Consider the following 20,264-nt stretch of genomic DNA (forward strand, 5'->3'; position numbering starts at 1 on the left):
GCTTTAAATGACTATTCATTATGAAGAAGGGCAATCCCTTAAAAATTGCTTAAAAATTATTAGATTGATTGAGTCCATAACTTTTTGGGCTATCGAGGAAATCGACACCGCTAAGATTTGTACTTTGGATCAGGCGGTAGAAGTTGCTCAGTCGTGCCAAAAGTTCGTGACAAGCGAGATAAATCACTATGAGCCAATTAACGCGCCAGTTAATTTAGCCTTGTACAATAAGGTGATAAGAGATGACAGGAATGTTAAGAAATTTATGGAGCTTGTTAAGTTCAATCGATCTCCATTAGATTGTGTATACGATGCCGCCCTCGATAGCATCATAAGGTGTAAGCTGCGTGAGTTTAGACATTGCGACAAAGAACATATACATGATGTCTTCGGCCCCCCTGTAGAGAGTTATCTTTACTGGTTTAAGCATGCTCAGAAAATGACATATGCCTATTATCCCATGATTGGGCAGTCATTTTACTCACGGCTGCTTATTCTAGTCTTACGGTATCAAACAAAAAAAGGCAACGCAGTCATTCTGGATGATCTGCGCTTTTTGAATGAGTATAAAAACAAGTTGACTGAAGTCTGCAAAATGGCGCAAGACCCCATCTTTGATAGTTTACATAAGCCACGTCGTCGAGAGCGAGATGACTACATGGGGGATGGAGTCTTCAATCTTTATGAAATTGAATATCTCATAAAAAAGACAGAGTCACTTATTATCACAAAAAGGCAAGATGATACTCTCCATGAAAGGGTGTTGGCATCTTGGTTAATGATGCTTCTTCAGTCATGTGAGGTGAAGAATGTATTAAGTGCTACAAACGTTTTTATGGGGGCTGAATTTATCGAAAATATTGTCGAGCATAGGACGCTCGCACGGCTGTGGAGTTCTGTTAAAAAGCGCCGTGAGATTGAAAAAAAAACCAAGGCTGAGCGCGAAGAGTTCTTTAAGGAAAGGCTGGAGAAAAATAAAGCCAAGAGAAATGCCATGAGGGATTACACCTTAAATCGGGAAGTTTCCAGCAGATTTCATGAGTATGCAAAACACCTAGGGGTGACAAAAAATAGGTATAACCCAACCTGACTTTGTCATGTCTTTAACCTAGCTTGCAAATCACAAAGATCGTCATGTCAAATGCGTGGTATTACAGAATCGCTTTTGACATGGCGACAATCTACCAACATCCCACAAGTATTGTCATTACTGAAAAATAACCGATCCCATATAGTCCACCTTACGAATAACAAAGAAGGTGAACGAAAGATGGAAACGATAAACGTTAATCAAGGTCGGGTTAATGACGATCAACTGATAGATATGAAGTTTATTACCTCCGACTCTGGCATGGGTGATAAGTGGTTCTACCGGCTGATGTCTGAGGGACGGTTCCCTAGGCCCATTAAGCTTGGTCGTTTAAGTCGCTGGCTGGCAAGGGATTACTATGCTTGGAAAGACGCTCAGATTTTTAATTCAGCTGAGGAGTTTAAAAAAAGACAGCGTGAAGCATTAGAGAGAGTGGAGGCAAGGCGTAACAAAAATCAAAGTCGTGCAGTGGGGGTGACCTGATGCAAACAAAAAACGCCCGTGCTACCGAGCGTCATTCCGAGCCATCTAAAGGGGATGCGCAATTCAATATTGCTGGTAGTCATGATAGCCAACCCAAATGCGCAAATCCAGTGCCAAAGAAGCATAAAGCCCGTCTGCTTATCCTTCGCTCCGGGGCTGCTGGCATCACAGAAAATGAAATCCTGCGCCACTGCCGCCTTTCCTCTGGTCGCAATTATATTTCTGACCTTGAACGACGCCTCGATATTCATTTCGAGCGTATCGACGAAGCTAACCCGGATGGCATTGGAAGTCATTACCGCTACCGCTTTAATAAGCGCGCTGACGTGCAGAAGGTTATCGACCTCGTAAATTCAAGCGCTGTCGTTAATGGGCACCCGTCGCTTAATCAACTGGACGTAGACGACATTCTGAAACTGTATCCGGACGCACTCACCGCCGAATAACGGAGCCTGAAAATGAATATTGAAAAAAGCCGATTCACTTCGGAGGCCGCCCCTCAACCCAATGCCAACCACAGCGTAATTACTGGCAATGATTTCGCTGCCATTGTCCCGGTTATTCCCGGCCAGATTGGCGGGCGTGAAACCAATATTGCGAGCGCAAAAGCATTACACAAAGTACTGGGTGTGGGCCGTGACTTTACCAACTGGATTAAAGGCCGGATTAGCCAGTACGGTTTTGTAGAAGGCTCTGACTATGTGCGTGTTGAAAATTTGAGCTCACCAAAACGGGCGAGCGCAAAATCTCGCCAACAAATCGAGCACGATTATCTGCTTTCGCTGGATATGGCTAAAGAAGTGGCAATGGTTGAGCGAAACGAACAAGGTCGCGCCGTTCGCCGTTACTTTATTCAGTGTGAAGAAGCCCTACAGCTCAGCGTGCCAGAGATTGCCGCTCAGTATCGCCGCCAGCTCAAAGCCCGTATCGGTGCCGCCAACCTGTTTAAACCGATGTGCGTAGCACTGGAAAGCGCCCGCGCAGAACAGGGTAAACAGACGCAGGCTCGCCACTACAGCAACGAGAGCAACATGATCGCCCGCATTGTTTTGGGTGGCATGACGGCGAAGCAGTGGGCGCAGGCGAATAGCATTACTGGCGAACCACGCGACAGCATGAACGCCGAGCAACTGGAACACCTCACCTACCTGGAGAGTACCAACATTACGCTGATTGATATGGGTATGGGATATGACCAGCGTAAAGCCGAGCTAATCCGCCTTTCTCAGCGCTGGTTAGCGAAACATCTGGGGGCTAATCATGCGTAACGCCGCCGCCCAGAATAAAGCCTTTCCTCTGGCTGGCCTGATGTATGCCTTGCGCGGGATCACGCACGCGCATGAGGGTAAAGCTGGCATAACAGTGCCAGCTAATGCCAGCTCCTCATTTTCTCGTCGTGGTGACGAGGAGAGTTTCGAGACCAGTACGCGCACGCGCGAAGGTGAGTTTTGCGAGTCCATAAAAAAGGGCTTGCCGACTATCACCAACCCGGTTTATGGTTATAGCGCACCAGCAAAATCTGGTGCCGGGATTGGCGTCCTGGTAATTCGAATGGCGACATACGACGCGCCTAGCGTCTTTTTTTATGTCGTTAACTCAGTACACCTCTTTTTCAGCGTTGCGGGTATAATCCGTGCCGCTCACAAAATTATGGTGGGCTGCGTGGGGGCTTCTTCGGAAGCGCCGGTGACCATTCGAGCCGGTTACGCCAACCCTGCACAGCTCACCACCAGCAAGATTGGCGTCTTCGGTGGTGGGGTTATCCCAAATCGAATGGAGGCTGCCGCTATGCTGGCTACTACCCCTACCCAAAATCCGCAATTCATTTGGTTAATCGCAGCCGTTCGCCGCGACATGCCGACAATTACCGCCAAAATCTATCACATTGCTGCTGAAACTGAGCGCGAAGCCCGTCGCACTCTGGTGCGGGATCACATCTGTTTCTTTGCAGGCCGTATCCGTCTGGAGGTGGCAGCATGAACATTAACGCTTTATACCGCCATCCGTCCGAGCTTGAAGCCGAAGCGATGTTATCCCGCGAGCAGGCTTACCCGGATGATTTTACGCTGGCAGACCGAACAGCAGAACGTATGACCCGCGCCCGCAATGGGCTGGCTCACGTTATGACCGATTTAGCCACTCAACTCGACGATGAACAGGCCGCTATCGTGTATTGCTGGTTGAGTAAAGTCCTGACGATTGTCGATATAGCCAGAATTGATGCGGAGGCCAGCGCATGAGCCAGTTACAACTGATTGATGCTGCCTGCCAGATTGAACAGGCACAGGCTGTTTTATCCATTTGGCTGGAGAGCACCACCAATAAAACAGATCCCGATTTACCGCGCCTGATTGGTTCCATTCTGACGCTGTTACACGGTGTACCCGAAGCAATGAGCGAGGCTGAAAGCAAGCTGGCTGACCATGTAATGCGTGAATATCGGGAGGGCAAAGCATGAGCAACGTACTGACCATTAAACCGGGAAATCCCGGCTTATTCCACGCCGAAGCCACACCGCTCGGCGTCAATATCATGACCCGCAATGATGCCGGGATGTATGAGCATGTTTGCCTTGTTCCCTATTCAGACGCGGTAACTCATCTCGATAGCGGCAGGTATGACGACATCCCTGATGAAGGATTTACCCTGCATCTGGCAGTGGCTGACGGCGGGGAGCGTGGCTGGTTCGCCTTTACAGCGCAGCACGAAGTCACGATGTGGCGCTGGCTGATTGCTGCGACATTCGTTTCTGAGATGAAGCGTAATAACGGCACCACCATGGTTACTGAACCTGACGGTACATCATCGCAGGTGGCGATTTACTCCAATGGTAATGCGGGCATGGTGGTATACCCGTTTGCTGAACGGCTGGCGATGGCGAACAACATCGAGGGAGCCATGATTGAGCGCTACGGCATTGAGCAGGGAACAGAGAACGCCATTGTGTTCTACCGCGCCATGCTGGATGCGGAGCGCGGTGAGCTGACCCCGTTCGGACGTGAAACGCTGGCAGAGCTACACGATCACTTCATTGCTGATCTGGATGAAAACGGCTGGCCTGAAATGCCAGCGGCGCACTGAGGGGGCGAGATGATTACCAAAAACTTCCGACTGAATGCGCTGGCTAACCAGTACGCGGCGGCATTGTATAACCACATCACCGCCACCAGCGGCGGCGACTATTTCATGATTGATGCTGGCGGAGAGTCAGTACGCGTGAACATTCTGGGCGGCGTAAAGGGAGTGCGCGACCTTGTGGATGGCTACGCGCTGGAAGCAATCAAAGAGCATTATCCGGCGGCTCAGTGGGAAAGTATCGGGATAGCGTACCTGTCACGATGCGTTAATGCTGGCGGGCTGACTGATGCGGGATTAGAGGCGTGGAGCAACATGACCGCCGATATGGGCGCGACCGTCGCAGGGGGTAAGAATGCGTAATATCGACCTTATCCGCGAAGTCACCAGCGCCGCCGCGAACAACTGGCCTCATGTGCTGGCCGGCCTGAATATCGACGTTCCCGATTCACCACGGAAACACGCCCCATGCCCGGCGTGTGGCGGCGCGGATCGCTTCCGGTTCGATGATAACGGGCGCGGTAGTTTTATCTGCAACCAGTGTGGCGCGGGCGACGGCTTAGACCTGATTAAGAAAGTGAACAACTGCGACACCACGGAGGCGGCGCAGCTCGCCGCTGATGTGCTGGGTATTGATTACCGGGCAGCAGAAACAGACCAGAAAGCAGCCAGCCAGAGAAGGGAGCAGATGGAAGCTGACCGCCAGCAGCGTGAGCAGGAACGCCAGCAGCGGGCGGCAGAGGACGCAGAGCACCGCCGGGCTACGTTTGCCCGTCTGTATGGTGAAATGCGCCAGAGCGTCACGCATGGTGAATCTGAATACCTGAAATCAAAAGGGCTGACCGGGTTTAATTACCCCATTCTGCCCGATGGTTCGCTATTACTGGCGCTGGTGGACGAGTCCGGCGCAGTCACCGCCGCGCAGACTATTAACCCACAGGGGGAAAAGCGACTTCTGACAGGTTCGGCAAAGCGCGGGGCATATCACGCCGTACATGAGCCAGAAGCGCCTCAGAGCGTGTTAATTGCTGAGGGGCTGGCTACCGCCCTAACGTGTCACTTAATTCGTCCTGACGCGCTGACAGTGGCAGCAATCGACGCGGGCAACCTGCTGCCCGTGGCGGAGGTGATGCGCCGGAAGCACCCGGACGCGCAGATCATCATCGCCGCAGATAACGACCATCACGACGACCAGCCGAACACCGGGAAGACAGCGGCAGAGAAAGCCGCTTTATCCGTGGCTGGCTGGGTATCACTTCCACCGACTGACTATAAAGCCGACTGGAACGACTACCACCAGCAAAACGGGCTGGAAGCCGCTACAGCGGCATTTACCGATTCTATGTACCAGCCGCAGGGGGAAGGCGTGAGCGTGCAACTGAAAGCGATTGAGGGCGGCAAAATTACGGCAACGGATAGCGACCCGCTGAAACCACGTATAGAAAGCCGAAAAGATGGCGTTTTCTGGGTATCGCCAAAAGTGGACAAGGAAAGCGGCGAGATTATCAACAATGAAAGCTGGCTGTCCTCACCAATGGACGTTATCGGAACCGGGCGGGATGATAGGGATCAGTACCTGATACTGCGCTGGCTGGCCTTTGGCGCAGGCATACCGACAACAGCGGCTATCCCCCTGGCTGATATCGGGGAGCGCGAAGGCTGGCGTACCCTGAAAGCGGGCGGGGTTAATGTCACAACCAAAAGCAGCTTACGGGCGATCCTTGCCGACTGGCTACAGCGCAGCGGCTCGCGTGAACTGTGGCGCGTTGCTCATGCTACGGGCTGGCAGTGCGGGGCGTACATCATGCCAGATGGGGAAATAATCGGCACACCTGAAAGCCCTGTACTGTTCAGCGGGCGAAGTTCAGCCGCCGCCGGGCATGCCACCGCAGGGAGTGCGGAAAGCTGGAAAAGCAGCGTTGCACGTCTGGCCTACGGTAATTACGCCATGATGACCGGGGTCGGCGCGGCACTGGCTGCCCCGCTAATCGGGCTGGTGGGCGCTGATGGGTTCGGCATTCACTTCTATGAACAGTCGAGCGCGGGTAAAACCACCACGGCAAACGTGGCGAGTAGCTTATACGGCAACCCGGACTTACTACGCCTGACGTGGTACGGCACTGCGCTGGGGCTGGCGAACGAAGCCGCAGCCCACAATGACGGTCTGATGCCACTGGATGAAGTAGGACAAGGCGCAGACCCTGTAAGCGTGTCGCAGTCTGCCTATGCACTGTTTAACGGCGTGGGGAAATTGCAGGGAGCGAAGGAAGGCGGAAACCGGGACTTAAAGCGCTGGCGCACCGTGGCGATCAGTACCGGGGAAATGGACTTAGAAACCTTCATCGCCACCGCCGGACGCAAGACCAAAGCCGGGCAACTGGTGCGCCTGCTTAATATCCCGCTGAGTAAGGCGGTACGCTTCCATGACCACCAGAACGGTAAACAGCACGCCGATGCGCTGAAAGACGCTTACCAGCACCACCACGGCGCAGCAGGAAGAGAGTGGATTAAATGGCTGGCAGACCACCAGCAGCAGGCAATTGATACTGTTCGTGAGTGCGAGGCGCGTTGGCGCAGCCTGATACCCGCCGACTACGGTGAGCAGGTTCACCGCGTGGCTGCCCGCTTTGCCATTCTGGAGGCTGCCTTACTGCTGGGTGAAGTAGTCACCGGGTGGGATGCTCAGACGTGCCGTGATGCTATTCAACACAGCTACAATGCATGGTTGCGTGAATTCGGCACGGGCAACAAAGAGCACCAGCAGATTATTGAGCAGACAGAGGCATTTTTGAATGCGCATGGCCTGAGCCGCTACGCACCGTTGGGTTATGACCCCCGCGATTTACCCATTCGTGATTTAGCCGGGTACAGAAAAAAGGGGAACCACGACAGCGACCCGATAATTTTCTACACCTTCCCGGCGACCTTCGAGCAGGAGATCGCACGGGGATTCAATGCCAAACAGTTTGCCGAGGTACTTAAACGCGTCGGGATGCTCACTCCGCCGACCAGCGGGAGAGGTTATCAGGGGCGTGTGCGAGAGGATGGAAGGCAAATCCGCGTCTATGTGCTCAACTTCATGGCAGAGGAAAGCAGCCAGCCAGAGGAGTGATCTCTTTTCACATACGTAGTTTTGGTGTTGTCTCAGTTGTCTTTGTTGTCTCAATTTGTAATTAATATTGATTTATAAGGTTTTTATTTCATTTTCTGAGACAACAGCGAGACAACATTTAGCTGTTTTGAGACAACATTGCGAAAGTGTGATTTTTTGCCTGGCTGGCAGTGAGACAACATTGCCCCTGCGTGAGACAACACAAAACCATCAATGTTGTCTCGGCAAAACCCAGAAGTGGCGCGGCCTGTAGAGCCGTGAGACAACAAAGACAACAGAGACAACACTATTTCTGCTTACTATGAAAAAAATTGGCAGGTGTCCCACATTAAGAAATCGTCATTAGTAAAACTAATAATCCAGTGAGGTAAAAATGGCAGCACAAATTTCAGCATACGGGCGGCTGGTGGCAGATCCCCAGACCCGCACCACAACGAACGGTAACAACATGACTATGGCGCGGCTGGCGGTGTCGCTCCCCTGTAATGCGGCAGAGGCGGGAGAGTCAACCTTCTGGCTGGGCGTTATTGCTTTTGGGAAACAGGCCGATGCGCTGGCAAAGCACCAGAAAGGCGACCTTGTGAGCGTGGCAGGCAATATGCAACTCAACCAGTGGACAGGGCAGGACGGCGGTACACAGCAGGGGTATCAGGTAGTAGCCGACAGTGTGATCAGCGCCAGAACGGTACGCCCCGGCGGGAAGGCAGGACAGCAGGGACAGGCAACGGACGCGCTGAGACGTGCGCAGCAGCCATCCCGTGATGAATACGACCAGCGCCCACCATTCGACAATGAAGCGCCATTCTGAGGGAGATATACATGGTAAACGACAGCAAAGCCGAGACTCTGGAAGCAAAGGGGCTGTATCGCAGGGCAGCGACACGCTGGCAGGAAGTCATGATGCTTTGTGCTGAAGACGATGATCGGGAATGGGTAAAGCAGCGGCGTGATATGTGTCTGACGAACGTGAAGCGCCCGCCAGTGAAAACCGATGATTATGGCGATCTGCATAAAGCAGTCACTGAGACACAACACCGCATGGGAATTGCCAGACCGAACGGCGAAGCATTCAGGCTGAAGGGCAAGGCTGTTTAGGCAATGGTAATGGAACGGGAAGCCAGTAAGTACGGGCTGTTTCCCGTTTAGCAAAACGCTGGTAGGCTTTATTCACATTTACTTTTAGGGGATAAAGACATGAAGGGTGTCTGGGCTATATGCGCCATCGCTCTGACGCTTACCGGATGCGGTGAGAAGACTGACGAACAATTAATAGAGAGTGCGCAAGAAGCTGTAAGTAAAGAGCTGGCGAGCAACTATAAGCCGGGTGAATGTGATAACTGGAAAGTTATGGCCTCCGGCGGAGTGACCTCGAACAGTGCGGCGGTAGCTGTCTGCGATAATGATTTCAATGTCAGCAAGGGCCTTACATTTTCCGACGTTAAGATTTATCGCCATGATAACCGTGCTGCCATCTGTGGCGTTGTATCTGGACATACAGACGTAAGCCGTATAGGTGCGCGATTTATTTATACTGTCAGTGATAAGGAAATTGTCACTCTAAAACAATCAAAATATCCGCTGCTAAGCCGTTATAAAGATCCGGCAAATATTGATCTTATGAAGCTACAAAGAGATCAATATGATTTGAGGGCAAAAAATTGTCATTAACGAAGAACCCCGCTCAGTCGGGGTTTTTTATTGTCTACGCATCAATAAAATCGATCGTGAGCATTAAATAATCATTTCAATATTCGCAATGAAGTTATTAGCCGTTGCTGATTATGCAAGTATAATTACTGTATAAATATCAGGAGGTGCTAAATGGCTACACCATCAGTAAAACCAGTATTGCTCAGTCGTGACCAGATTGAACAGCTTCGAGCCCTGCAGGAGCAGGAGCGAAAAAAATCCCCGCTGGGTCTCGCCCCAACAATTCACGTCATCGCGCGTCAGCTAATGGATCGCGCCCTGAATATGCCGAAGGAGGCGTAATGGAGCAGTTAACCAGGCTGGCAGATACCATCGCAGAAACCTATGTTCGTGAACTGGAGCGAGTAACCGGCGGAAATACCGTTGAATATAACGGCGTCTCAGGGAGGGTAATTCCCCACAAGTTGTCATCAGGGCTGGTGGACAATGTTATCTCTGCCGTTCGTGAAGACGCTGATAAGGAAGCTTCGGCATATAAATTACTGGTGCTGCTAATTGATATTAACGGGCGCGAATACCGGATTACGGCGCATGGCGCATTGGTTATAGAAAGTATGCTCAGGAATGGCCTGATGAATAGCAACAAACGTGTAGTTCACTAAGGAGGGGCAATGGAAGTCGGATCAGTTGTCTATATCATCAAAGCAGAAACAGACCAGCTGCTAAAAGCCAACAAGCAGGTCGATAAATTCCTTTCACAATTACAGTCAAACTTCGACGGAGCGGACAAAGCTGCTGACAACCTTGGTGGAACACTCAAGCAGACAAGCTCCGCTATTGACGATACCAGTGGCGCTGCGGGTGCTATGTCCCGAAATGTCGCCGCAGTAGAGGGCGCGGTAGGGAAGCTTAACACCAATATTAACTCTCTAACTCGGGCTATTCTCGAATCCAGATCCGGAGTCAGCAGCGCCAGCTCAGAATTTAGCCGGGCAGAGTCAATTATCGAATCGCTGGGCAACCAGCTCGCAATCCTTGAAGAACAGCAAGAGGGCAGCGCCAGAAGCGCCGCCATTCTGGCTGCACAACTACGGGCCGGGAGTAATGCCACTGAGGAAGAGAAAAAGACCATAGCCGATCTGACTGGGCGGCTGTACGACATGAAAAACGGCACGGAAGCGGGAGCAAAGGGAACTAAAAACTGGAAATCCACCATGCAGCAGGCGGGTTATCAGGTAAATGACTTCATCGTACAGGTGCAGGGCGGACAGTCGGCATTGTTAGCGTTTAGCCAGCAGGGTTCTCAACTGGCTGGCGCATTTGGTCCGGGCGGCGCGGTAATAGGTGCTGTAATAGCATTGAGCTCAGTGATTGGTGGCGTACTAATTTCATCCCTTAAAGGTGGCAAGAGCGCCACTGATGCTTTATCCGAAGCCGTCGAAACAATGGATAAGGTGATAACAGTTTCTCAAAATGGCGTAGCTGCATATTCAGATAAGTATGCAGAGCTGGCTAAGATTAACGCCTCTATAGCCACATTAATGAGGAAACAAGCCGAGCTAGAGCTTCAGTCAGCCTTATCTAAAGTATCGAAAGAGGTACAGAGCGCATCAAGCGACTTTATTACATTTGGCGATTCTTTAGTCTCGTCACTTGGTAATGGATATGCCAGCGTTAAGCTATTTGATGGCTACCTCTCAACTCTCAACATCACAACAAATAATTTCAGCGATGCTCTGAAGCAGGCCGCCGCTAGCGGCCAGACGGGGCAAACTGCGATGAATTCTATGATTGCGACAGTAGGGGCCCTTTCCAGTAAATTCGATATCAGTGATCAGCAGGCATACGAGTTCGCAAAGCAGTTATCAGACATCAGCAAGAATCCATCAGATGAAAAACTAAACTCATTAATCAGAACATTACAGGTGTTTGGTAGCGGTGCTTCTAAAGGGGCTGATACGGCGCAGGAATATGCGGATAAGCTTCTTAAAATAGTTACCAGTAGCGCTGATGCCACTCATAGGCTGAAGTTGCTAAAAGATATGACAGACTCTCTGACATCCAGCCAGGATAGAGCGCTACAGCTGGCAAGGCAGGAGCTGTTCATTACCAAGCAGACCGGTGACGAAAAGCTCAAAGCTCAGGCTTGGCGTGACGCCGAAACACAGGGGCTTAAAGGCGGCACCCAAGCATTCCGTGATTATTACAATGTGAGGCTGCAAACCTATCAGCAGCAGAAAGCTAATGCCGAGTCGGCAAAAAATGAACGAAAAGAGCAGAGTGCGTCTCTATCTGCTGCTAAAAAGGCAGAGTCTCAGGCGGAGCGCAATGCAAGAGTGCTCAATGAATATCGACAGAAAGCAGATATATCGGCAGATTCAACCAGCGCTCTGTCCAGAGAACAGGCAATTCTTGCCGCTCGCCAGAAGTTAGCTAACCCCACCCCTCAGCAAATTGCCCAGGTAGAAAAGGATGCCGCCGCAGCATGGGATAAAGCCGCAGCTCTTAAAGCTCAGAACGCTATACCGGAGCTTAAAGAGAGCGCCAGTTATAATGCCCAGCGAAACGCTCTGGATAGCCTCAAAGACCAGAGGGACGCAAACGGACAGCTCATCCTTTCTCAGCAGCAATATAACCAGGCGAGTGAGCAGCTTGAGCAGCAGCACCAGACTAACCTTGCAAAAATCCGCGCCCAGCAGACGGTAACGCCTCAGCAATCAGCTCTTGGTGAAATAGACCCGGTTCAGCAATTGGCTAACCAGCATGCGCAAGAATTGGCTCTCATCCAGCAATTTGAGACGAAGAAGGGCCAGATCACTCAGCGCGGTCTCGAACTGATGAACGCGGCCAATACCGAATATGAGCAGGCTCGCATTGCGGCGCAATGGGAGATTTACCGCAACCAGAGCACGACCAATCAGCTGATGGCTGACGCTATCGATTCTCTCCAGGGGGGGGCGACCAATGCCATTACCGGGCTGCTCAACGGCACCCAAAGCCTGCAAGAATCCTTCGCCAACATCGGCACGACAATCCTCAACAGCGTTGTCGGTAGCCTGGTGCAAATGGGGATTGAGTGGGTCAAGAGCCAGTTAATGGGGCAGGCCGCTGCCGCCGCATCACTGGCATCTACAATGGCTCAGGCTACTGCCGCCGCTTCTGCGTGGGCGCCTGCCGCAATGAGCGCTTCTATCGCAACGATGGGGAGCGCCACTGCTATAGGTCAGACGGCATACGCTGGATCGCTACTGGCAGCCAAAGGCATGGCGGTAGCCGGTGCGCGTTATAACGGTGGGCCGGTTGATGCTGGCTCAATGTATCGCGTCGGTGAACGTGGCAAACCTGAGATATTCCAGGCGGCCAATGGCAGCCAGTACATGATACCGGGCGACAACGGACGGGTGATAAGTAACAAGGATATGCAGGGAGGCGGTGGCGCAGTCATTCACCAGCAGATGAATGTGACTATTCACACGACAAATGGCATTACAGAGGAAAATTTACGGCAGATTGAATCCCGAATGTATAAAGTTGGGAGAAAAGCGGCTCTGGATGAGATGTTTAACCAACAGAGGCCGAAAGGGATATTGCCTCCAAGGAGATAGTTAAAAAAGCTGGCAGGGATGTTACCGCCAGCTTTTTATTGCTTTACGCCTCCTGCCCCATGAAAGGGCTACAAAATATTAGACTGTTCTTGACGGATTGGACCTCCGAATAAATCGAGATCCGCACCAGCGGCGGGCTAGACGCCTGATCGTGATTTAGGCCGTCCAAAATATTCAGGTTCGCGCCACTGGTTCGCAGTACGCAGTCAGGTAGGCGACGAAAAGCTCACGAAATTTGGATTGTTCTGGAAGGATTGCGGTGAGGGATCGACAGAAATGCCTCTCCAGCAAAGGGCTAAAGCAATATTGGCTAACTAACCCATCCCAAAACACGGTGCATGGTGCGCAGTCAGGTGCGCGGCAAAACTGCGCATTCAGCGTGCGCACCATCCATGCGCCGATCCCCCTCAGTACCTCACCAGAAAAGAGCTGGTGGACTGAAATCACGACGCAGCGATCCACCTCATATGCCATTGCCGCACGTTATCCAGTCAGTTTGCATGACAAACAAAAAAAGCAGAGTGGTTACTTTTCAGAATCAGGCTTCAACCCGCACCACCGCTGGAGTTTACCGGAGCCATTTCGCAGATGTGATGCGTGATTTGCACTAAAATACTCATATTATTTCGTATTCATTTTGCGAGGAAATTCACGTAGTGAGAGACAGAACGCGCAGCTATACCACCGACCTGCCCCGTATAGGGTTGCCATTCCTTGCGAACATGCGTAGCAGGCTGGCGGATGCTGAACCGGGTACGCAGCTTTATACCCAGACCGAAAGCGGAACGTTGTATACCTTCCGGCAAGCCGACAGCTACGCCATGACAATCAACGGCGTTACACGGGTAATCAGAACCACGACCACACAGGCCGGGTATGGCGTGCGGGAATGGTACATTTGTCCCCACTGTATGAAACGGGCTGCAAAGCTGTATATCGGCAAGAAAGACATTGGCTGCCGGGCGTGCTGGAAACTTCACTATAAAAGCCAGAGCGCCGACAGACTGGACAGGATGCGCATGAAGATACGCCAGCAGCGATACGCGATATGGGGCAACAATGACCTTACCAACAACCTGTTTAATGACATTCGCATGTTCCCTAAACCAAAGGGGATGCGCTGGGCTACGTTTGACAGGAAGCGGGCAGAGTTGTCAGCAATGGAGGTGGCTTACTGGCAGGCATTCAGTCCGGTAGTAGATAGAATCACGGGCGTGATTGAGCGTAAGGCGGGGAAAGCAGCCAGAGGCATTGGCCTGACTTTGTAAAAGCAAAACGCCCGCACGGGGCGTCAAGGAGCGGGATAGACTTCTGCGACAATTTGCATTCGCCGCCAATATAGCAAGCCGTCCACATCAAGCAATAAACTATCATCGGGAGGGGGAGGTCAAATCCCTGTGGGCAAAGGCCCAAAGGACCGCCGCCTAGCCTTTCTTCACATCGCCGCAGGTTAGAAAACTTTTTTTGGTACAGAGGCGCAGTAATTCAGGGGCTTACCATGCAAATCGGGGTTAAAATGGGGTACGCACATCACGACAGGGTAAACGTGATTTACTCACTGGCTGGCAGTAGGTACACAGTAGGTACGCAGCAGAACGGAGAGGCCACACAATGACCCCGCAGCAAATAGCCGCCCTGACAGTCGCAGAAATGGAGTATTCAGGCCACAGCATTACAGCAGCCGACCAGAGAGAGATACAGCGCAGCGTCACTGATGATATTGCCCGGCGTAAACGGTTCGGGGAGATGATGCGAGCGCCTGCCTACCAGTGGAAGAAGCCAGCGCCGCGCAGGTAGATATGGGATTATTCCACATGTAACTTATGCGTATTAAGCAAATTACCTTTATTCACCTTTACAGAATTGTGAGTGCGTCAGTATCGTTATCCTTCCGATCCGCATTTATTCAGGATTTGCATGTACCAGCTAAAGATAACCATCCGAGACAGCAAACCACCAATATGGCGGCGTGTGCTGGTTCCAGAGCAAATCCCCTTTAGTGAACTTCACGCGGTGATCCAGTTGGCTTTTGGCTGGAATGACGAACACCTGTATATGTTCGAGAAAGGGCGTAAAGGTGATCCCGGTAGCGAGTATCGCGTATGGGGTGAGGATGAAAGCATGGGTAATGCGGCAATCACACCACTATGGGCAGCGCTCCAGAATGAGGGTGACAAGCTGGTTTACACGTATGACTTTGGCGACTGGTGGGATTGCCTTATTGTGCTGGAGAAGCAAACACACGATACGAGCAATCAGCCCATTAGCTGCCTGCGTGGGAAAGGCACCACCCCGGCGGAAAACTCAGGCGGCTTGCATGGTTACAATGAATTGCTATTACAGGCCAGAGAGTCTGATAATCCTGAGCAGGCCGAGATCCACAATTTCCTGATGCTGGATATTGAACGCCGGGTTTACGACCTGAGCCGCATCAACGACAGATTGCAGGCTATTAACTGACCCGCATGTATTCACCTGATATTGCGTTATCAGCGCCGCCAGTATCGCGCACAACGGCACATTGACCGGGTAAACCGTAGCGCGCGACCGTTGCGCTGGTTTCACCGCCGCGCCGTACCTGACGCGATTCATACACAATCACACGTTCCAGCAGTCCACCAGCAACCATGCTTTCCAGTGTGCGCCGGGTTGATTCTAGCTGGTGGCGCTTATCGAACGACACCATGCCATGAAGAAGGTAGGCCACACCCGACACATCGAACGGCGGCGCACCAATCTCACCTGTTACCCAATCGCGGTTATCCGGTTCAAAGTAGCTGAGTATCTCTTTTTTGCGGCTGGTCATTCTCATGGCTGGCAGGTTCCTTATTGTGGGATAGCACTATCATACAATAAGCGGGTTGAAGGGAGAGCGTTACCGCCTGATGTGCTGTATGAATAACAACCAAATTTCAGGGGCGGAAAAAGATATGGGGGTACTTTTGGGGGTATCTATAAAAAATGAACAATAAAAAAGGCAACAAAAACAAAGGTTATCGCCTATGTGTATTGTTCCTATTATCGCACCATCTAAATCAAATAGTTACCCTGCATTCCAGTAAATCTCGTTTTCAGACCATGGCAGCAAATGTTGCTAATGGCTGTACATTTTCGCGTCATCGTTTTGTACCTCAAAGAAGTTGATCGGCGGCATAACCCTAAAGGCTATACCGCCAGCGCCATGTTATCGCGCCATTAACGCAAACACCCCCCAGCCAAAGTACTCCCGCGTGTACGTCACATGACGTTCAGGCGCTATCGTCAGCTCCGCCCGAACCTCCTGCGCGAAGTCATCATCTGGGTTTTCCTCCAGCCAGCGCCGCATGGTCATCCATTTTGCGGCTTCGTACCTGTCCCAGCCTTCCTGGTCAGCCAGCACCATTTCAACCAGGTCATAGCCCTGTTGATCGAAAGACGCAACCAGACCGGGCAGAGTGAGAAAGTCTGCAATCGACGAGACGCCGCAGGCCTGAGCTATCTCAGCCGTCGCGGGTACCTGACGCCAGTACGGTTCGCCGATGAGCATTATTCCCCCGGGCTTGAGGCTTTTTGCCAGCAGATCCATTGTCCCGGCTACGCCCCCCGCAATCCAGGTTGCGCCAACGCAGGCCGCCACGTCACATTTTTCATTCGCGACGTAGCCGGCCGCGTCGTTATGAATGAAATGGACGCGTTCGCTGACGCCGAGTTCCTCTGCGCGCCGCGTGGCCTGCGCGGTGAAGAGCGGGCTCATGTCGATGCCGGTACCGGTAATACCGTAATCACGTGCCCAGGTACAAAGCATCTCTCCCGAGCCGCTGCCGAGATCGAGAATGCGTGTGCCTGGCTTCATGCGTAACACGCGGCCCAGCGTCGCGTACTTCTCTGATGTAAAGGGGTTATGAATGCGGTGTTCGCTTTCGCTAACAGTAAAAATACGTGGGATATCCATCATCCTCTCCTTAACGATTATCAGGCTGAGCGCGAACGTTGTTCAGCCCGGTGGTGTTAATGCGGTAGGGCTGACCGTTAACGGATTTGATCAGCTTTTTGGTTTTGAGCTTTTTGAAAACGGCGAGCGTGCAGTCAGCCAGCAGTAGCCCTTCGCGGCTATAGCATTCAACGGCGGTGACGCGGCCGGAGGTATCGCGGACGTGCACAATACGGCCACCTTTGGCGAGAACGTGTAAGGTACGTTGTTCCTGACGGGATAAATTCATACTGGAAAACCTGTTTAATCATCATGTGCAAAACGTGCAAACACACAGCGGTGTCCGCATACGATTTCGGCGCATTGATAATCAGTCCGGCCTGGAAAGGTCGGGAAGCTGATTATCGGATGATTACATTCTCCAGCATCAAAGCCTCGGTTTGAGTTGATAGGTATTTACGGGGTGAATGATAACACCTGGTTATTGTCAGTGAATACCCAGGGATGAAAAATGTGATCCCGGTTGGTATCGGGCTGAGGAGAGGGGATCATTCCTGGCCGCTCTTAATTTTGCTGTCGACCTGAGGCTGTGGTTTGCTGAAAAGATATCCCTGCACAAGCTCGCAACCCAGAGCCTGAAGCCGCTCAAGCTGCTCTTCGGTCTCAACGCCCTCGGCAATGACGCCCATATTAAGGCTTTTAGCCATACCGGTAATCAGCTTCACAATATTAAGCGCATCTTCCTGCGTAGATATCGGATTGACAAAAGATTTATCGATCTTGATTTTATCAAAATTCAGTTCGCTGAGTCTGGAGAGCGACGAATAACCCGTGCCAAAATCATCAATAGAAATTCTTACGCCCAGTGAGCGTAGTTTTTTGAGGATCGCAATGGGGTTATTTCTGTCACTGAAGAGGGAAGACTCTGTGACCTCTAACTCAAGACGGTTAGCCGGGAGCCCTGTCTCAGCCAGAACGGACTGCACCGTATTAATAAATGATTTGCTGCCCAATTGAACAGGCGAGACGTTGACGGAGATCCTGGCCGGAACAGCCCAGGAGACCGCCTCCCTACACGCCAGTTTAAGTACAGTTTTACCTATCTCGTTGATCATGCCTGTTTTTTCAGCGGCGAAAATAAAGCTATCCGGGGAGAGCATCCCCTTGACGGGGTGCATCCAGCGAATAAGCGCTTCATAGCCGTAAATTTCCTTGCTGATGGAATTCACAATAGGCTGGTAATAAACAATAAACTCATCATTCTCTATTGCTCTTGCCATATCATTTTCAAGGGTTCTGCTTTCCTGCAACTTCTGTAGCATTCGCTGGCGGAAGACTTTGATTTGCTGAGAACCTTCTTTCTTGGCTTCATAGAGCGCCAGATCGGCAAATTTATAAAGGTAATCTGAACGTCGTTCGTTATCCGATAAAACAATACCCACACAGGTGGCTATTTTTATAAGTTGATTATTAATTGTATAGGGCTTGCTGATGCTATCACTGATTTCTCGCGCGCGTGAAACGGCTGCGGCTTCGGTTAAGCCACTGGAGAGAAACGCAAATTCGTCGCCGCCCAAACGATAAAATGTCTCTGAAAAGCGGCTCAAAGCGTTAAGGCGCGTGGATACCTCACGTAACAGTAAATCGCCAGCATCATGACCGTAGGTATCATTCACCTCTTTGAACCGGTCTAAATCGAATAACATCACCGTGACCGAAATATGTTTTTCCTCAGCCTGTAGATTAAGTTTATTGAGATCATCCCAGAAGAAAAGACGGTTTTTCATGCCGGTAAGGGAGTCATGATAAACATCGTATTCCAGTTTTGTATTCTGGATTTGCAGGGTTTCTTTGGACAGCTGAAGTTCTTCAGCCAGAGTTTTAACCTGTGTATGTGCTTTGAGAATGTTTTTATTTTGATAGATAATCAAAAAGCCCAGTATGAAGCTTAAAATAACCAGTAACAGCGAAAGTGCTGAATAAATATAATATAGAACCTGTATTTTTAGGTTAGTTTCATTGATTGTATTAACATCTTTTGTTAAAGCCGTTGATGAAAGCTGGCTTAGCGGTGCATCCAGTAAATGCATATTTTTCAGATAGAGCTTTAACTCTGAACGGCTCATTTTCTCAAGGTGACCATCCAGATAGTTCAGTATATTTTCCAGGCGTAAGGCGAGCACCTGATGCGCTTTCGCGCTGTTTATATAACGACCCAGGCCGCCCTCTTTCAATAAATCATTCTGGCTCAGCATGATTTCCAGGCGCATGCGAACCTGGTCTACCGTAACGTCATCAGTCTCGGTTGCGTACAGTCCAATCCATGATTCAAATCGGTAATATTCAGATACCAGTTGGGCTACAGACCAGGACTCAGTGTAGTGAGTCAATTTTTGCAACTCCTGCTGACGGTCGTAGACAAGAAAGGCTATATATCCCGTAGTGATAAAAAGAGAAAAAATGATACCAACCAGTATCCTGTTCATTATGTTCTCCTGAACTACTATTCAATCTTCATTTTGCTGACCTGCCAGGCCGATCGCGAGTAATAAATCTGATTATTGAGTTCAGGAAGACTGTCATAAGGGTAGACGATGAATGACGGACCTTTATCGCGGATGCGCATATATTCGCCATTGACCTTTAACGCCAGGATGGCGTTGTATTTCTGGAAGTCGCTGAGAGGGATGACGGTAGTATAATCATTGAGTGCAACCACATTCAGAACAGAACCCTTAGCACCCACATACTCCATGAGTTTGCGCATCGGGATACCCTCAAACTTCGTGCGGCCATTATACCAGGGAGAGGTCGTCTGGAAACTCACCATCCCCAGTTTTTCCAGGCTGGCAATATCAAAAACGGCTTTTCCATTTTCGTTCGTATTTTCTATATTACCGGTAATGGTTAAGATGGGTTTGCCCACAGGCTTTGGCAGTTCGCCAGCCCAGCTTAAACTTTGTACCAAAAAGCAGCACAGCATTAGGATTATTCGCATATTGGCCTCCTCTTTTTAACAGAAGTATAAGAATTATAAGTTATTTATCCTATAAGTTTGTCTATTTTGTTGAACGCCATGGCTTTTTGCAAACGATACTTCATTAAATGTATTAAAATCAAATGGATAATCGTTGTTTGCCCCGTGATTGCAGACCTCTGGCTGGAGCTTACGTTTTTTAAAACATAAAAACTCAGTGTAATTAGCCACCGGGTTTAAAAAATGATCGCTTTGATTATTGATATATTTACGCACCCCCATTTTTATCAATGGTGGCATCGTTAAGATTGATTTATATGTACAAAGAATGATAACGCACCCTCAATGTGAGGGAATAAGAG

Annotated in this window: 23 protein-coding genes; 18 read left to right on the forward strand and 5 right to left on the reverse strand. The window is 50.6% G+C overall.

From position 1 onward, the window contains the following. The first annotated feature begins 7 nt into the window (after positions 1–7). The 18 genes from ACQG1Y_RS04835 (at position 8) to ACQG1Y_RS04920 (ending at position 15,475) form a co-directional block, all read left to right on the forward strand. Positions 8–1,090, forward strand: coding sequence for a hypothetical protein (locus tag ACQG1Y_RS04835; RefSeq protein ID WP_411326503.1), 1,083 nt, complete (start codon positions 8–10; stop codon positions 1,088–1,090). Between the two features lie 180 nt (positions 1,091–1,270). Further along, entirely contained in the window at positions 1,271–1,573 is a 303-nt protein-coding gene (locus ACQG1Y_RS04840) for a helix-turn-helix transcriptional regulator (protein WP_411326504.1), read from the forward strand. After that, entirely contained in the window at positions 1,573–2,019 is a 447-nt protein-coding gene (locus ACQG1Y_RS04845; protein ID WP_426736683.1) for a hypothetical protein, read from the forward strand. The genes ACQG1Y_RS04840 and ACQG1Y_RS04845 overlap by 1 nt, the downstream gene beginning before the upstream one ends. A 12-nt stretch (positions 2,020–2,031) precedes the next feature. Continuing rightward, positions 2,032–2,841, forward strand: a complete 810-nt coding sequence (locus tag ACQG1Y_RS04850) for an antA/AntB antirepressor family protein (RefSeq protein ID WP_426736684.1) — start codon at positions 2,032–2,034, stop codon at positions 2,839–2,841. Next, positions 2,834–3,553, forward strand: coding sequence for a host cell division inhibitor Icd-like protein (locus ACQG1Y_RS04855; protein ID WP_411326507.1), 720 nt, complete (start codon positions 2,834–2,836; stop codon positions 3,551–3,553). The genes ACQG1Y_RS04850 and ACQG1Y_RS04855 overlap by 8 nt, the downstream gene beginning before the upstream one ends. Beyond that, positions 3,550–3,813, forward strand: a complete 264-nt coding sequence (locus ACQG1Y_RS04860) for a nicotinic acetylcholine receptor subunit beta (protein WP_182410683.1) — start codon at positions 3,550–3,552, stop codon at positions 3,811–3,813. The genes ACQG1Y_RS04855 and ACQG1Y_RS04860 overlap by 4 nt, the downstream gene beginning before the upstream one ends. After that, positions 3,810–4,031, forward strand: a complete 222-nt coding sequence (locus ACQG1Y_RS04865) for a hypothetical protein (RefSeq protein WP_024142246.1) — start codon at positions 3,810–3,812, stop codon at positions 4,029–4,031. Before ACQG1Y_RS04860 ends, ACQG1Y_RS04865 begins: the two co-directional genes overlap by 4 nt. Next, positions 4,028–4,654: a hypothetical protein gene (locus tag ACQG1Y_RS04870; RefSeq protein ID WP_182410682.1), complete on the forward strand. Its 627-nt coding sequence runs from the start codon at positions 4,028–4,030 to the stop codon at positions 4,652–4,654. Before ACQG1Y_RS04865 ends, ACQG1Y_RS04870 begins: the two co-directional genes overlap by 4 nt. A gap of 9 nt (positions 4,655–4,663) precedes the next feature. Continuing rightward, the gene (locus tag ACQG1Y_RS04875; RefSeq protein ID WP_182410681.1) at positions 4,664–5,011 is read left to right on the forward strand and encodes a hypothetical protein; all 348 of its coding nucleotides are present in this window, start codon (positions 4,664–4,666) and stop codon (positions 5,009–5,011) included. Beyond that, entirely contained in the window at positions 5,004–7,760 is a 2,757-nt protein-coding gene (locus tag ACQG1Y_RS04880) for a DUF927 domain-containing protein (RefSeq protein ID WP_426736685.1), read from the forward strand. The genes ACQG1Y_RS04875 and ACQG1Y_RS04880 overlap by 8 nt, the downstream gene beginning before the upstream one ends. Before the next feature lie 373 nt (positions 7,761–8,133). After that, a complete protein-coding gene (locus tag ACQG1Y_RS04885; protein WP_182410679.1) occupies positions 8,134–8,568 on the forward strand; it encodes a single-stranded DNA-binding protein in 435 nt (144 codons plus the stop codon). 11 nt (positions 8,569–8,579) lie between these two features. Continuing rightward, a complete protein-coding gene (locus ACQG1Y_RS04890) occupies positions 8,580–8,855 on the forward strand; it encodes an ANR family transcriptional regulator (protein WP_182410678.1) in 276 nt (91 codons plus the stop codon). A 99-nt stretch (positions 8,856–8,954) separates the two neighbouring features. Then, positions 8,955–9,428, forward strand: coding sequence for a hypothetical protein (locus ACQG1Y_RS04895; protein ID WP_058678254.1), 474 nt, complete (start codon positions 8,955–8,957; stop codon positions 9,426–9,428). 153 nt (positions 9,429–9,581) lie between these two features. Further along, the gene (locus ACQG1Y_RS04900) at positions 9,582–9,752 is read left to right on the forward strand and encodes a hypothetical protein (RefSeq protein WP_001651020.1); all 171 of its coding nucleotides are present in this window, start codon (positions 9,582–9,584) and stop codon (positions 9,750–9,752) included. After that, entirely contained in the window at positions 9,752–10,072 is a 321-nt protein-coding gene (locus ACQG1Y_RS04905; protein ID WP_182410677.1) for a hypothetical protein, read from the forward strand. The genes ACQG1Y_RS04900 and ACQG1Y_RS04905 overlap by 1 nt, the downstream gene beginning before the upstream one ends. Positions 10,073–10,081: 9 nt before the next feature. Further along, positions 10,082–13,015 carry a tail protein (tape measure) gene (locus tag ACQG1Y_RS04910; RefSeq protein ID WP_411326508.1) on the forward strand — a complete coding sequence of 978 codons (2,934 nt, stop codon included), beginning with the start codon at positions 10,082–10,084 and terminating at the stop codon, positions 13,013–13,015. Positions 13,016–13,671: 656 nt separating this feature from the next. Further along, the gene (locus tag ACQG1Y_RS04915; RefSeq protein WP_426736686.1) at positions 13,672–14,283 is read left to right on the forward strand and encodes a hypothetical protein; all 612 of its coding nucleotides are present in this window, start codon (positions 13,672–13,674) and stop codon (positions 14,281–14,283) included. 649 nt (positions 14,284–14,932) lie between these two features. Then, positions 14,933–15,475: a plasmid pRiA4b ORF-3 family protein gene (locus ACQG1Y_RS04920; RefSeq protein ID WP_033146201.1), complete on the forward strand. Its 543-nt coding sequence runs from the start codon at positions 14,933–14,935 to the stop codon at positions 15,473–15,475. Here the strand turns inward: ACQG1Y_RS04920 and ACQG1Y_RS04925 are convergent. The 5 genes from ACQG1Y_RS04925 to ACQG1Y_RS04945 all read right to left on the reverse strand — a co-directional run bounded on the left by ACQG1Y_RS04925 (position 15,468) and on the right by ACQG1Y_RS04945 (position 19,923). Then, positions 15,468–15,827: a hypothetical protein gene (locus tag ACQG1Y_RS04925; protein ID WP_426736687.1), complete on the reverse strand. Its 360-nt coding sequence runs from the start codon at positions 15,825–15,827 to the stop codon at positions 15,468–15,470. The genes ACQG1Y_RS04920 and ACQG1Y_RS04925 overlap by 8 nt on opposite strands. A 372-nt stretch (positions 15,828–16,199) precedes the next feature. Next, positions 16,200–16,946: a cyclopropane-fatty-acyl-phospholipid synthase family protein gene (locus ACQG1Y_RS04930; protein ID WP_368740810.1), complete on the reverse strand. Its 747-nt coding sequence runs from the start codon at positions 16,944–16,946 to the stop codon at positions 16,200–16,202. 10 nt (positions 16,947–16,956) lie between these two features. Beyond that, positions 16,957–17,214 (reverse strand): YjhX family toxin, encoded by a 258-nt coding sequence (locus ACQG1Y_RS04935; RefSeq protein WP_003863178.1) that lies wholly within the window; start codon positions 17,212–17,214, stop codon positions 16,957–16,959. A 259-nt stretch (positions 17,215–17,473) separates the two neighbouring features. Continuing rightward, the gene (locus ACQG1Y_RS04940; protein ID WP_063135464.1) at positions 17,474–19,411 is read right to left on the reverse strand and encodes a putative bifunctional diguanylate cyclase/phosphodiesterase; all 1,938 of its coding nucleotides are present in this window, start codon (positions 19,409–19,411) and stop codon (positions 17,474–17,476) included. Positions 19,412–19,428: 17 nt separating this feature from the next. Then, complete coding sequence (locus tag ACQG1Y_RS04945; RefSeq protein ID WP_023303170.1) at positions 19,429–19,923, reverse strand: molybdopterin-dependent oxidoreductase; 495 nt, start codon at positions 19,921–19,923, stop codon at positions 19,429–19,431. Positions 19,924–20,264 lie beyond the last annotated feature (341 nt).

Origin of the sequence: Enterobacter cloacae complex sp. 397G4, from assembly GCF_050031515.1 — a bacterium.
Lineage (GTDB): Bacteria > Pseudomonadota > Gammaproteobacteria > Enterobacterales > Enterobacteriaceae > Enterobacter > Enterobacter hormaechei_C.